The organism is Sphingomonas sp. R1, from assembly GCF_025960285.1.
Lineage (GTDB): Bacteria > Pseudomonadota > Alphaproteobacteria > Sphingomonadales > Sphingomonadaceae > Sphingomonas.
The window spans coordinates 3,595,531-3,609,173 of the sequence record NZ_CP110111.1 but is presented as its reverse complement, the minus strand read 5'-3'; the positions used below and the strand labels follow the sequence as shown (position 1 = coordinate 3,609,173).

Here is a 13,643-nt window from a genome sequence, read left to right as displayed (position 1 = left end):
TTCCAGTTACCAATTATATCCGCGCCGCGCCCGTCCAGGTCGCTCGCCAGGTCTTTTTCACGCGGACCAGCCCAGCCAGCGCCACCAGCGCGAGCGCGGCAAAGACCAGAAAGCCCGGCGCGAAGCTGCCCGACAGCTGCTTGGCCACCCCGAGCGACGAGGCCAGGTAGAAGCCACCCACGCCGCCGGCCATGCCGACCAGCCCGGTCATCACGCCGATCTCCGCCTGAAAGCGCTGCGGCACCAGCTGGAATACCGATCCGTTGCCGGTGCCCAGCGCCAGCATGGCGACGACGAAGCAACCGAGCGCCGCCAACAGCGTAGGCGCCACGCTCACGCCCGCCAGCGCTGCGGCAGCGACGAGGAACACGCCGGTCAGCGCCTTCACGCCGCCGATGCGATCCGCCAGCGCGCCGCCCAGTGGCCGGACCAGCGAGCCTGCGAACACGCAGGCGGCGGTGCAGTAGCCGGCGGTGATCGTGCTCAGTTTGAACTGATCGGTGAAATAGATCGGGAGCGATGCCGCCAGCCCCACGAATCCGCCGAAGGTGACGGCGTAGAAGCCCATCAACCACCAGGCATCCGCCGATCGGAGCGGGTGGAGATAGGCAATCAGCGCCTTGGCGGGCGGCGGGTTGGGCGCATCCTTGGCGAGCGCGAGATAGACCAGGAAGACGATCGCGAGCGGGATGCACGCCAGTCCCAGCACCGCATTCCAGCCGAACAGCTTGGCAAGCATAGGCGCGAACAGCGCGGCGAGCACGGTACCGGAATTGCCCATGCCGGCCAGCCCCATCGCCTTGCCCTGGTGCTCGGCGGGATACCAGCGGCTGGCGAGCGGCAGCGCGATCGCGAAGCTGGCGCCGGCAAAGCCCAGGATCACGCCCAGGGCAAGCGTCCCGCCGAAGCTGTTCACGCCCAGCAGCCACGCCGCGAGCAGCCCGCCGATCACGATCAGCTGGCTGATGGCGCCGGCGCGCTTTGGCCCGATCCGATCGACCAGCAGCCCGTTGACGACCCGCAGGAACGCGCCGGCGAGCGTCGGCGTCGCGACCATCAGGCCCTTCTGCGCGGCGGTGAGGTGCAGGGTCCGCGCAATGTCGGGCGCCAGCGGCCCGAGCAGCACCCAGACCATGAAGGCGAGATCGAAATAGAGAAAGGCGGCGACCAGCGTCGGCCAATGCCCGCTGCGCCAGAAGCTGCCGTTGCTTGTCGTGCCGGTGGATGGGTGCACGCGTCGATCCAGAAATGCCGTTGCCATGATGACGTCCCCGATGCCGATCTGAAAAGGACAAGAAAAAAGCCGCTCGCCGGACGTTCGCGAGGGCGCGAAATCCGGTCAGCGGCTTTGCTGCGTTCAAAAGGGGAAGGGCACACCCCGACGTTGGGGAGCCCTTCCGATAGGCGCGCATCCTTGCGCGGCGACGAGATCATCGCGCGATTTTGGAGATGCTGCAAGCGCGAAGTTCAGGGTCGCGCCGCCGCTGGCCGCGATCCGCCTAATTGTGCGCGTTCGACGTTCCCATGTCGGTAAAAACCGTCGCCGCAGCTTCGTCATGTTGCCTCGGCGGCACCGCGTCCCTATAGGGTTCGGCATTCGCAAGGACCCGGTGAAATCCCGGGTGGCTATTCCGGCCGCCGATCCGCCGGACAACAACACGCACCGAACCGAAGGCGCCAAGCGGCGCCCTGTGCCCTGTTGTGGATTATCAATGACCTTCAATTTCAGTGCGTACCGCCGCCAGTGGTTCCTCGACGGCACGACCGCCCGCCGCGATCTGCTCGCCGGAATCGTCGTAGCCTTGGCCTTGATTCCGGAAGCCATCGGGTTTTCGATTATCGCCGGCGTCGACCCTCGCGTCGGCCTCTACGCCTCCGTGGCGATCGCCATGACGATCGCCCTGATTGGCGGGCGGCCCGGAATGATCTCGGCCGCAACGGCGGCGGTGGCCGTCGTCGTCGTGCCGCTCGTTCGGGAACATGGGGTGGAGTACCTGTTCGCCGCGACGATACTGATGGGCCTGATCCAGATCGTCGCCGGCATGCTCCGCCTCCACTTGGTCATGCAGTTCGTATCGCGCTCGGTAATCACCGGATTCGTCAACGCTCTGGCCATCCTGATCTTCCTGGCGCAATTGCCGCAGCTTACGGGTGTCGGCTGGGAAACCTACGCGATGGTCGCGGCTGGCCTTGCGATCATCTACGGCCTTCCGCGCATCACCAAGGCGGTACCATCGCCGTTGATTGCGATCCTCGTCCTCAGCGCGATCAGCATTTTCCTGGGTCTGCCGGTCAACACGGTCGGCGATATGGGCAAGCTTCCCCAGGGGTTGCCGAGCCTTGCCCTTCCGCAGCTTCCCCTCACGCTCGAAACCCTTCGGATCATCGCTCCCTATTCGCTCACCATGGCGGCGGTAGGACTGCTGGAGTCGCTGCTCACGGCGCAGATCGTGGACGACATGACCGATACCGACAGCAACAAGCGTCAGGAATGCGCGGGGCAAGGTGGATCGAACATCGTCGCAGCCCTGTTCGGGGGCATGGGCGGCTGCGCGATGATCGGACAGTCCGTGATCAACGTGACCTCGGGCGGGCGTGGACGCCTGTCCACCTTTGTCGCAGGCGCGTTCCTGCTCTTCCTGCTGGCCGTGCTTGGTCCTTATGTCGGGCGGGTGCCGATGCCAGCACTGGTGGCGGTGATGATCATGGTCTCGATCGGCACCTTCAGCTGGAACTCTCTTCCCAATCTCCGTCGTCACCCCCTGCCGTCCTCCATCGTGATGCTGACCACCGTGGTCGTGGTGGTGGCGACGCGTGATCTGTCGCTTGGCGTGTTGGCGGGCGTCTTGCTCTCCGGCCTCTTCTTCGCCGGCAAAGTGCGCCGCATGTTCTCGGTGGTGCGCGAGCTCTCCGAAGACGGCACGCACGCGACGTACCGGGTCACGGGTGCGATCTTCTTCGCATCGGTGGATCGGTTCACGCGGGCCTTCCGGTCCGCCGAGGGCGCCGATCATGTGCGGATCGACGTGACGACGGCCCACTTCTGGGACATTTCCGGCGTGGGCGCTCTCGACAAGATCGTCGCGCGACTGCGTCGCGATGGACGCGCGGTGGAAGTGACCGGCTACAACCGGGCCAGCGCCGATATGGTTGACCGGTTTGCGCTTCACGACAAAACGGGGGTGGAATCGGGACTCGCGCCGCACTGAGGGTGCAGCGACGTTCAACGCCGATCGGTGATGAGCCGCCGTTCCGCTCTCCACCCGCCTCCGCGCTCGCCTCGCCTCTCGAGCGTGCCCGGCCTATCCGCGTGCCTGAGCAAATCCGGCAAGATATTCGTCGAGCCGGTCGGGATCGAAGATGCGGCCATCGAAGAACCGATCCGGCCCCAGCGTCAGCGCGCCGCGATGCGCGCCCACGCCGGTCGAGACGCCGACCGCGCCTTCCAGCTTCATGCTCGCGCCCGGCATCGGCTCGCCGCTGCCGCTCAGGGCGCGCCGATACACGTCCGGGCGGAACACCGCGCCGGCCGCCGCTTCCGCCGCGGCGCCCGGCACGGCCTGGTGCCAGCGGACGAGCTGCGAATAGATCCAGAGCGCCTGGCTGCGCCACGGAAAGGCCGTCGCCTCGCGGTGGAACAGCAGGAAATCGGACTGGTCGATTGCCGGCGCGCCGCTTCGCGGGATCAGCTGCCCCGCCAGCGACGCCTCGATCCACTCCGCGGGTTCGCCGACATAGTCGGGACGCGCCAGCATTCCGGCCAGGCTGGCATGGTTGGCCGGATCGTCGCACCAGCGTGCGGCACCGCTCAGCGCCACCAGCAGCCGGTCGACCGTCTCGGCGTTCGCCTCCATCCAGTCGGTGCGCAGCGCCAGCACCTTCTCCACGCCGCGCTGCCAGATCCGCGCGCCGATCGCCACCGCCTCGGCGAGGCCCTGCGCGACCGCCGCGGCCGGCCAGGGATCGCCGGCGATGAACCCGTCGATCTCGCCCAGCCGCATCGCCTCCACGGTCAGCGAGGGCGGCAGCACGCGCAGTACCACGTCACGATCGGGATCGACGCCGACGCTGCCCAGCCAGTAGCGCAGCATCAGCGCATGGCCCGAGAAGCGGTGGACGATGCCGATGATCGGCTTGCGCCGGAACAGCCCGATCGCCGCCGCGAAATCATGCCCCGTGCCCAGCGGATCGGCCAGCCGGGCGGCAAGATCCGGCTCCAGCGCCGCGGCGAACTCGCCGGACATCACCAGCATGTTGCCGTTGCTGTTGAGCTTGAACGGCGCGGCCAGCGCGGCCGGCTGCTGGCTCAGGCCCAGCGTCACCGCCACCGCCAGCGGTGCGAGCATCTGGGCGGCCTGTACCTGGCCATAGACCAGCCGGTCGCGCAGCGTCGCCCAGCTGGTGGTGCGCACCAGTTCGAGATCGATACCCTGCGCCTCCGCAAAGCCGCGCTCGCGCGCGGCGACCAGCACGGCACTGTCGGTGAGCGGCAGAAAGGCTGCGCGGACCAGGGTCATGCCGCGCCGCCCCCCAGCAGGCTGCTGGCGGTGATCAGCGCGTCGGCCACGTCGATCAGCCGCCGCCCCTGGTTCATCGCCGTCGAGCGCAGCAGCGCATAGGCCTCGGGTTCGCTCAATCCGCGCTGCGCCATCACTATCGCCTTCGCCTTGTCGATCGTCTTGCGGTTGGCAAGCGCGGTGCGCGCCTCGTCCAGCTCGGTCTGCATCCGCGAAAAGGCGGTGAACCGGCGCACCGCCAGCTCCAGGATCGGCTTGACCCGGTCCTTGCGCAGGCCGTCGACGACATAGGCCGAGACGCCCGCGTCGATCGCCGCGCCGATCATCGATTCATCGGACTGGTCGACGAACATCGCGATCGGCTTGGCCAGCGCGCGGCTGACGAGCAGCATCTCCTCCAGCGTGTCGCGGCTGGGGCTGCCGAGATCCATCAGCACGACGTCGGGCGCCATCCGCTCGATCCGCGCGACGAAGGCGCCGCTCGGCGGCACGAAATGGATGTCGTCATAGCCCGCCTCGCGCAGGCCCTCCTCGAGGACCGACGCGCGCGCTCCGCTGTCATCGACAATGACGATCCGCACTCCAGCGCCTTTCGCAGTTGCGAGAAGGCATGGCAGGTCGGCCCGGCAGCGTCAAACCTGCCCCTCAATGCTCCCGGAAGGAATGCCAGAAGGCGCCGACCAGCGGCTCCAGCGCATAATCGAGCGCGGTGCGCTTGCGCAGCGGCACCAGCACCTGCGCGGGCATCCCGGCGCGCAGCTCGAAGCGGTTTCCGCGCACCGTGCGCAGCAGATCGATCTGCTCGGGCGGCACGGTAACCTCGCCGGTGAAATAGCCGGCCCCCGTCTTTTCGTCGGCAAGCGCATCGGCCGAGAGGCGGGTGAGCGTGCCCCTCAGATCCGGCAGCCGGCGCTCGTGGAGGCCGGGGAACTTGACCAGTGTCGCCTGCCCGACCTGGAGATCATCGGCATCGTCGAGCGCGACGCGGATCTGGATCCGCAAGGGTGCGCGTTCGGGGACGATGTCCATCAGCTTCTGGCCCGGCGCGATCACCCCGCCGGGAGTGAAGACGCTGAGGCCGATCACCGCGCCGGTGGCCGGTGCGCGGATCTCGGTACGCGCCAGCTGGTCGCGCGCGGCCACCCATTTGGGCAGCACCTCGGCCAGCCGCGTGTCGACGTCGCGGAGATCGGCGGCGGTGCGCTCGCGAAAGCTGCGATCCGCCTCCAGCGCGGTAAGCTCGCTCTCCCGCGCCGCTTCCCGGGTCTGGGCGACGCTGGCCGCATATTGGCCGCGCTGGCCGACCAGTTCGGCCTTCACCCGCTCCAGCTCGCGCACGCGGGTCCGCGAGACGAAGCCGCGTTCGGCCAGCGGCCGCAGGGCGTTCAACTGCTCGTCCACCAGCCGCAGCTGTTCCCCGGCGGAGACGACCTGGGTGCCATAGCCTCGCCCCTGTGCCGCCGACTGCGCCGCCCGCTGACCCAGCGCGCCGCGCTGCGCGGTAAGGGTCGCGCGACGGGCGTCGAGCTCGCCCTGCTGCAGGCGCATCGCCAAGGCGGCGGCATCGCCGTCCTCGCCGCGCAGCGAGGCGAATTCCGCTGGCGTGGGCACCCGGCCCTGCCCCAGCTGCTCCGCTTGCAGCCGCGCGCGCTGCGCAAGCAGCCGGATGGCCTGTGCGGAAAGCGCCCGCTCCTGCGCCAGGACGTCGGCCGCGGCGAGGCGGAGGAGCAGCTGCCCCTGCACCACGCGCTGGCCCTCGCGAACCCGGATCTCGCCGACCACCCCGCCCTCGCGGTGCTGCACGCTCTGGCGCTGGCCCGACACCTCCAGCACGCCGGGCGCGGTCGCCGCGGCATCGAGCCGGGCGAACGCCGCCCAGCCGAGGAAGAGCACGAAGAACACCCCCGCAACCAGCAGGCCAAGCCGGATGTCGCGGCGGGGATCGCCCAGCTGCTCGGCGAGCGGCCGGGGCCGCGGATCCTGCACGATCACCGCTCCGTTCATGCCGCCGATCCCCCCTGCACCGTAGGCACCATCCGGCGCACATTGGGCGGCGCGATCTTGGCCAGCACCTCGTCGCGCGGGCCATAAAGCTCCACGCGGCCGTCGCGCAGCACCAGCATCTTGTCGACTACCGGCAGCACGCCGAGCTTGTGCGAGACGACGAGGATCGTCTTGCCCGCCGCCTTGAGCCGCGTGATCGCAGCGTTGAGCGCGGCATCGCCTTCGGAATCGAGATGCGCGTTGGGCTCGTCGAGCACGTACAGCGCAGGGTCGCCATAGACGGCACGTGCGAGCGCGATCCGCTGTGCCTGTCCGGCCGAAACGCCGCGACCGCCCAGCCCTAACCGGTGATCGAAGCCGCCGGGCAGACGCAGGACCAGCGCGCGCGCGCCGACCAGATCGGCGGCGGCCACCACAGCCGCGTCGACCGTCTCCGGCTCCGCGCCCAGTTCGCCTTCGAAGCGGGCGACATTCTCCTTGATGGTGCCTTCGAACAGCACCGAGTCCTGCGGCAGATAGCCGATATGGCGCGCCAGCCGCTCGGGATCCCAGTCGCCGATCTCGGCCGTATCGAAACGGACCGTGCCGCGATCGGCGGGCAGCGCACCCACGATCGCGCGCATCAGGGTCGACTTGCCCGAGCCCGACGGCCCGACGATGGCGACGACCTCGCCCGGTGCCACCGCGAAGGACACGCCGTTCAGCACCATGCCGTCGCGCGCGGCGTTGAGGATGGTCACCCCCTCCACCAGCAACCCGCCCTGCGGAGCCGGCAGCCGGGTCGGCTCGGGTTTGGCGACGGCGGTGGCGAGCAGCGTGTCGAGATCGCGATAGCCGTGGCGTGCCTGGGCCAGCGTCTTCCAGCTGCCGATCAGGAGCTCGATCGGGGCCAGCGCCCGCGCGATCAGGAACGACGCGGCGAAGATCGCGCCGCCCGAGATCAGATTGTCCACCGCCAGCCACGCGCCAAGGCCCAGCGCCAGCGACTGCAGCGCCATCCGCACGAACTTGGTGAGGGTGAAATAGCCGCCGGCATGGAAGCCGCTCTCGGTCTGCAGCGCCAGCATCGCCTCGCGCTTGCGCAGCTGCCGGGCGACGAGCGCGCGGCGCATGCCGAGCGCGCGGACGCTGTCGGCCGATCCGAGCATCGCATCCTGCGCGGTATAGGTCTGCGTGGCGACATCCTGGGCGCGATCCAGCCCGGCGCGGGTGGCGCGCTCGTTGCGCCAGGCGATGCCGGCGAGCGCGATCCCGCCCACCAGCGCCATCGCGCCGATCAGCGGGTGCACGAGGAAGCAGACGCCGATGTAGATCGGCGTCCAGGGTGCATCGAACAGCGCGAGCATCGCCGGACCGCCGAGCGTGGCGCGCAAGGCATCCAGCTCGCGGGCGGCCGAACGCGCGACCGGCAGGTCGGGCCGCCCGATGGTCGCATCGAGCACCGCCGGGGCCAGCGCCGCGTTCAGCACCACGCCGGCACGGGTCAGCAGACGGCTGCGGATCCGATCGAGCAGCGCCAGGCACCCCAGCGCGAACAGAAGGACAAGGGTGAGGAACAGCAGCGTCTGCACGCCCTGCGTGGGCACGACCCGGTCATAGACCTGCAGCATGTACAAGGTGGGCGCGATGTAGAGCAGGTTCACCGCCGCGCTGAACCCCGCGGCGGCGAGCAGATGGCGGCGGCACAGCGCCACCGCCTCGCGCATCGGTGCGAAGGGGCGTTCGGCCCCCTTCGCGGAAAACATCACCATCGCCGCCCTTCCCCAGATCCGGGCCGCCGCCCGGAACGGTTCCGGGCGGCGGCGTGCGTCAGGCGTACACCAGCTGCTGGTTCAGCAACATGGCATGCGACCAGTGATCCATGGTCGCGAACGCATCGACGTGCGGATCGCTCGACGGCACGACGGACACGTCGTCTGCGGCGATCATCTGCGTCACCTGCGCCTTGGCGACCCCGAAGTCGAACATGGCCAGCTGCGGATCGTGATCGGTCGGGCGATCGCCGCCGAACTGCGAGTTGAGGTGCACCGCGTCATACTGCGCCTTGCCAGCCAGACCGCCGGTGACGAGGATGTGATCCAGCTGCTGGGCATTGCCCTCGAACAGATAGCTGTAGCGCTCCTCGCTGGGCAGCAGCGCCGTAGCCAGATCGGTCAGCACGCCGCCCTTGGCAGGATCGGTCAGCTGGGTCTGGGCATCCTCCCAGGCGAAGCCGTTCCAGTCGCCGAGCACGGCGATGTTCAGCTTGGGATCATCGGCCAGATGCGCGTTGATATAGGCCTTCACCCCGGCCGCCTGTGCGGTGCGCGAGGCATCGCCCGCATCGGCCGGCGGCTGGGTGGCACCCCACAGCGGATCGCTGCCGCCGCGCGAGGTGAGGTGCACGTCGATCGTGGTGATCTTCTGCCCGTTGAACTCGAAGGTCGCGACCAGCGGCTTGCGGCTGTTGGCATAGGCCGAACCGGTGATCAGCTCGGCGCTGCCCTGCACGTAGGACACACGATCGAGATTGTAGAGATAGCCGTTGCGGATATTGCCGTTGGGCTCGCCGCCGGTCGAGTTGGCGGTATCGGGCGCGATTTCGATATAGGCGTAATGCGCGCCGCTGATCTTGCTGATCGCGTTGATCAGGCCCTGCGCGGTCTGCACGCCGGAAAGGTTGCTGCCCTTGCCGGCGCCGTCGGCATCCTGAATTTCCTGCAGCGCGATGATGTCCGGCGCCCGCAGATTATAGACGATGTTGCTCGCCAGCACGTCGTACTTGTTGTCCGACGCGTCCAGATTCTCGACATTGTAGGTGGCCAGCGTGAGGTGGGTGGCATCGCCCTTGAGCGCGGTCACTTCCTTGGTCAGCGTCACGTCCTTGGTGACGGTCACGGCCTCGGTGACCACCACTTCGTAGCGGGCGGCGGCATAGTTCACCACGCCGGTCACGCTGCTCAGCTGGTCGCCGATCGAATAATTGGCCTTGAACCCGTCGAACACGGCGCTGTCGCCCTGGAGCTGGATCTTCTCCGGGTTGAAGTCGCCCTTGGAGATGGTGATCCCGCCGCGATCGTTGACGCCGGTGGCACCCTGGCCGAGCGACGCGACCACATCGGTCTCGGCATAGCTGTCAGCCGTGGTGTTGGAGACGACGAGCGGCTTGTCGATCGTCACGCGCATGCCTTCCAGCGATTCCCAGAAGTCGATGCCGTCCGTGGTGGGGTCGTAGCTCTTCAGGCCGTCGTCGTCGATCGTCTGGGTCGGCGGCGTCAGGCCGCCCTTGCCGATCAGCACAGCGTCGGGCAGCGCATTGTCATAGCCCAGCAGCTCGATCGAGGGGGCGGTGAGCTCGGTGACGGTCAGCCCGCCGGTGCCTGCGCGATATTCGGCGACGGTCGCCTCCACCGACACCGAATCGCCCACGAACACGTCAGGCGCGGTGCTGGTGAAGACGAACACGGCGTCGCTGGTGCGCGCATTGTCGTCGCCGAAATCCTGCAGATAGAAGCCGTTGCTGTCGACCGCGGTGACGATGCCGGTGGTGATGACCTTCTGGCCTTCGAACTGCGAACGATGGCCTTCGCCCTGGATCTGGCCGATCAGCAGCGGCAGCACCTCGTCATTGACGATGGTGCCGGTCGCCGTCGCCCGGTCCAGCGTCGCGCCGCCGGTCGGGCTGGAAAGCGTGATGCTGAACGTCTCGTTCGGCTCGGGCAGGCGATCGCCCAGCACCGGCAGCGAGATCGTCGCGGTCGACTGGCCGTCGTTGAAGTGTACCACGCCGGTGAAGGTGGACGTGCCGAAATCGCTTGCGCTGGCGCCGCCGAAGCCGCCCGGCAGCGTGACCGTGTAGGTGGCATCCACCGCGCCATCGGCGCCGCCGACGCGCGCGACGCTGAAGTCGATATTATGGACGCCGCTGTCGCCCTCGGTGGTCGAGGCGTCCGCGATGCTGAGCGTGCCCGGCACCTTCACCTTCTCGCCGCTGCTCACGCGAATATCGTCGATGCCGACCCATTCGTCATTGCCCACCGCGTTGGTGGTCATGATGCGCACCTGCAGCGTGGCCGCATTGTTCGCGTCCGACGGCAACGTGACGCTCACCGGCGTGGTGAGCAGCGGGTTGGCGCTGTTCGGGCCGGCGGTCGCATCGGCGACATAGCCGCCGGGCACGTTGGTCCAGGCGCTCGTGCCGTTGAGGCGATACTGGACGGCGATCTGCTGCACCGAGTCGTCCGGACCGGTCTCGAGGTCGCGCAGCAGGAAGGATAGGCTGATGTTGCTGCGGCCGGTCGCGTCGAGATAGAGCGCGATATAGGGCGCCGACGCGGTGCCCGATCCGGTGAGCGCAACGACCGGGTTGGCCAGCTGGAATTCGGTGACGCCGCCGGTGTTGAAGGTCAGCGGGTTGGTCTGGTTGACGTTGACGTCCACAACCGTGCTGCTGGCGGTGATGGTGCGCGGATCGGTGCCCGTGCCGCTGGTCAGGCCGTCGCCGCGAAAGCCGACGATGCTCGGCACATTGTCCCAGCTGTCATTGGTGCCGAGCAGGCCGGTGTTCGACCAGTCCTGCACCAGATCGCCATTCGCCAGCTTCCAGTAGGTTGCGCTCACGTCCTCTTCCCCCGTCGTGATGAAATTGCATGGCGCCGACGGGCGACTGCCGGCCTGGCAGCGCCAAGCGGCGTTCACGTTTCGCTAACCATGCGATGTGACACGAAGATGAAACGTCCGCGATCCCAAGGACCTGGCGGCGCGATCGGCGGCAAATGCGGCCGGCTGCCGGGCAATGCGGGCGCGTTCCCGGCAACTTTGTATCAGCATGGGACACAATCCGCCGCGTGCGCCGCACGTCGCGACGTTGCCGCCCGTGCCCGCGCCCCGATCGTCGCAGGACTGCAACATAGCCATGTCACTCGCCCGGGCTGTTCAGGAAAACAGGGGGATACACCATATGCTTCGATCCATCGCGCTTCCGGCGCTGGTCGCCACGCTCGCGGTCGGCAGCGCCCAGGCGGCGACCGTCGTCACCACCCATCCGGTGACGATCACCGTCAATGACTCGGTGAAGAGCACGATCGTGCTGTCCTCGACCGCACAGCCGGACACGATCGGCCAGGTGTTCGTGCCGACCCAGTCCTACCTCACCTCGATCGGCTTCCGCTTCGGCTCGACCAGCACCGCCAAGACGGGCAACGTGACGGTTTCGATCTATGCCGGCGCGCTCCAGCCCGGCGCAGCGCTTCCCGCAAGCACCGTCTTCTCCCAGCAATTCGCGCTGTCGAATCTGATCAGCCGCGGCGTCGGCAGCTTCGTCGATTTCTCCACCGGCACGCTCGCGGTGACGGCGAACACGTCGTACACGGTGGTGCTGAGCGGCAGCAGCAACGTCGCGCTCGCCTATGGCACCACAGACGGCTACACGTCGGGCTATCTGCTGCAGACCAAGCTGCAGAACCAGACCTGCAAGACGACCCCGCGCGCTTGCGACGCCAGCTTCCGCTTCACCACCGCCAGCCCGGCACCCGAGCCGGCGCAGTGGGGGCTGATGCTCGGCGGCTTCGCGATGGTGGGCGGCGCGGTTCGCTATCGCCGCCGCCGCACGCTGGTGTCGTTCGGGTGATCTTCCGGGGGGAGGTGGCCAGGGCCGGCCCCTCCCCCCGCTACGGCAAGACGGCGGGCGTTCCCTGGCTGCTGCTGCCCAGCGCATCGGTGCATGCGGCGGCAAGCGCCCACCTCGCCGAGCTCGGCACCCACGAATAGCCGCCAGTCAGGCCCAAACGCAAAATAAAGCCCGCATTCCTGCGGGCTTTTTCGTGTCTTATTGCCTCTCGATGCCGGCGCGTGCCGAACGTGGGATCATTCCCACTCGAATATCAATGAGCGGAAATTGTGCCTATTTCTCAGTTTATTGGGCGACCTTAGGGCAAGCAGTGCCATGAAAAATGCCATTCTGGGATTTGAGCAGTTTGGTAGTCCCTTGGACGTCGAAGGGGAGGCTGTCGGACGCCCGATCTCGGAAGGCCTTGACCAAATGCCTGAAATCCATCGGTCACGGTCGAGCAAGCCGTTGAGCTAGGTTGATGCCGGAACTGATGCCGTCGGATACCCCTAGCGCAAAACATCTCTAATCCACGGCGCAAAACGGGGTGCTAAGCTCATGGGGCTTCAAAGTGTGTCAAATAGATCACCTCCGAGCCCACCGAGCTGTAACTCGGTGGGCTCACCTTCATGAAGCGCCCTGATCAGCCATGGTATGCTGGTTGGCCTGTCTGATTGGATGACGCCGATCTTGGCATCGGCCTGAACCTTTCATGGCGAGGTCAGCGCGGAGCGTTCAAGCAATTTGAGTCGCGCCGATTCCACCCCCGCTCCTCAGTCTCCGGCTACTGCACCCGAGGAAACCAGATCGAGGACGCTCGCGCCGACAGGCTTTTGATCACCCCATGGCTGAACGCCGCACCGCGTGGAGAGCCTTCGAGGGTGGAAGGCGGCCAATTTTGAGAGAAGGTGCTCGATAGACGAGTCACTCCCCGAATGTGCTTAATAGACGAGTGTTGCTGCGCATGAGGGCATCCGCCAGGAACGCACCGGAGCCGCATTTCAGGGCAGCTTGGCGACTTAGCAGCGTTGCACGAGCCCTCGAGGCCCCAGATATGCCATCTGGCGCAGGCATTCGCGGGTTCCGAGCGCCGCGCGCAGTCCAAGCGGGCGCATCACACTCGTCCATTAAGCACATTCGAATCGGTCGCGCATCGTGGAGGCGAGATAGGCGACGATTTCCTCGGCCAGCCCGGCGTCGGATACTGTGGCCGCCCAGGCAGCGATCTACTTGAAGATGACGTCGTCGCGTGCAGACCAGTCCCGCGCTATCCGGGCGGCGCGTGCACGGGGACGCTTGAAGCTGATCCTAGATCCGCGTGCAGCAAGGAATTCGAGCGAGCGGCGTTCACGCGCTTTACGAGCGCGGCCTGCTCAACTATCTATTGGCTATGGCGACGATCACAACACGGCAGAATCAGCGCCACACGGCTTCGGCCGCAAAGCGCGTCGGCGGTTATTCCGAGCTTATCCGGCTCTCCACGGAGCGTGGACGCAGCGGCTCGTCGACGGTCGTTTCGCGTAATTCGGCTACGG

General features: G+C 67.4%; 9 protein-coding genes and 1 other annotated feature. Of the genes, 3 read left to right on the top strand and 6 right to left on the bottom strand.

Annotation, left to right across the window (positions count from 1 at the left end):
• Window positions 1–13: 13 nt before the first annotated feature.
• Window positions 14–1,261, bottom strand: a complete 1,248-nt coding sequence (locus OIM94_RS17195) for a nitrate/nitrite transporter (RefSeq protein ID WP_264607877.1) — start codon at window positions 1,259–1,261, stop codon at window positions 14–16.
• Window positions 1,262–1,600: 339 nt separating this feature from the next.
• Window positions 1,601–1,656: a sequence feature (sul1 is cis-regulatory element that is thought to sense ions involved in sulfur or methionine metabolism; They are found in Alphaproteobacteria), on the top strand.
• A 56-nt stretch (window positions 1,657–1,712) separates the two neighbouring features.
• Between OIM94_RS17195 and OIM94_RS17190 the strand changes: the two genes are divergently transcribed.
• Window positions 1,713–3,209 (top strand): SulP family inorganic anion transporter, encoded by a 1,497-nt coding sequence (locus OIM94_RS17190; protein WP_264607876.1) that lies wholly within the window; start codon window positions 1,713–1,715, stop codon window positions 3,207–3,209.
• Window positions 3,210–3,302: 93 nt separating this feature from the next.
• On the opposite strand, the gene OIM94_RS17185 is transcribed toward OIM94_RS17190, so the two are convergent.
• The 5 genes from OIM94_RS17185 to OIM94_RS17165 form a co-directional block, all read right to left on the bottom strand.
• The gene (locus OIM94_RS17185) at window positions 3,303–4,517 is read right to left on the bottom strand and encodes a CmpA/NrtA family ABC transporter substrate-binding protein (RefSeq protein WP_264607875.1); all 1,215 of its coding nucleotides are present in this window, start codon (window positions 4,515–4,517) and stop codon (window positions 3,303–3,305) included.
• Window positions 4,514–5,098 (bottom strand): ANTAR domain-containing response regulator, encoded by a 585-nt coding sequence (locus OIM94_RS17180; protein ID WP_264607874.1) that lies wholly within the window; start codon window positions 5,096–5,098, stop codon window positions 4,514–4,516. Before OIM94_RS17180 ends, OIM94_RS17185 begins: the two co-directional genes overlap by 4 nt.
• A gap of 64 nt (window positions 5,099–5,162) precedes the next feature.
• Entirely contained in the window at window positions 5,163–6,521 is a 1,359-nt protein-coding gene (locus OIM94_RS17175) for an HlyD family type I secretion periplasmic adaptor subunit (protein WP_264607873.1), read from the bottom strand.
• Window positions 6,518–8,272, bottom strand: coding sequence for a type I secretion system permease/ATPase (locus tag OIM94_RS17170; protein WP_413716367.1), 1,755 nt, complete (start codon window positions 8,270–8,272; stop codon window positions 6,518–6,520). Before OIM94_RS17170 ends, OIM94_RS17175 begins: the two co-directional genes overlap by 4 nt.
• Window positions 8,273–8,330: 58 nt before the next feature.
• Complete coding sequence (locus OIM94_RS17165) at window positions 8,331–11,120, bottom strand: endonuclease/exonuclease/phosphatase family protein (protein ID WP_264607872.1); 2,790 nt, start codon at window positions 11,118–11,120, stop codon at window positions 8,331–8,333.
• Window positions 11,121–11,460: 340 nt separating this feature from the next.
• Here OIM94_RS17165 and OIM94_RS17160 point away from each other — a divergent pair, with 340 nt between their 5' ends.
• Both OIM94_RS17160 and OIM94_RS17155 read left to right on the top strand, forming a co-directional pair.
• Window positions 11,461–12,129, top strand: coding sequence for a PEPxxWA-CTERM sorting domain-containing protein (locus tag OIM94_RS17160; protein WP_264607871.1), 669 nt, complete (start codon window positions 11,461–11,463; stop codon window positions 12,127–12,129).
• Entirely contained in the window at window positions 12,126–12,269 is a 144-nt protein-coding gene (locus OIM94_RS17155; RefSeq protein ID WP_264607870.1) for a hypothetical protein, read from the top strand. The genes OIM94_RS17160 and OIM94_RS17155 overlap by 4 nt, the downstream gene beginning before the upstream one ends.
• Window positions 12,270–13,643 lie beyond the last annotated feature (1,374 nt).

What these genes read in the sequence shown, in the direction of transcription:
- OIM94_RS17190 (WP_264607876.1), top strand. Translation starts at nt 1,713, where the DNA reads ATGACCTTCAATTTCAGTGCGTACCGCCGCCAGTGGTTCCTCGACGGC.
- OIM94_RS17175 (WP_264607873.1), bottom strand. Translation starts at nt 6,521, where the DNA reads ATGAACGGAGCGGTGATCGTGCAGGATCCGCGGCCCCGGCCGCTCGCC.
- OIM94_RS17170 (WP_413716367.1), bottom strand. Translation starts at nt 8,272, where the DNA reads ATGGTGATGTTTTCCGCGAAGGGGGCCGAACGCCCCTTCGCACCGATG.
- OIM94_RS17185 (WP_264607875.1), bottom strand. Translation starts at nt 4,517, where the DNA reads ATGACCCTGGTCCGCGCAGCCTTTCTGCCGCTCACCGACAGTGCCGTG.
- OIM94_RS17160 (WP_264607871.1), top strand. Translation starts at nt 11,461, where the DNA reads ATGCTTCGATCCATCGCGCTTCCGGCGCTGGTCGCCACGCTCGCGGTC.
- OIM94_RS17195 (WP_264607877.1), bottom strand. Translation starts at nt 1,261, where the DNA reads ATGGCAACGGCATTTCTGGATCGACGCGTGCACCCATCCACCGGCACG.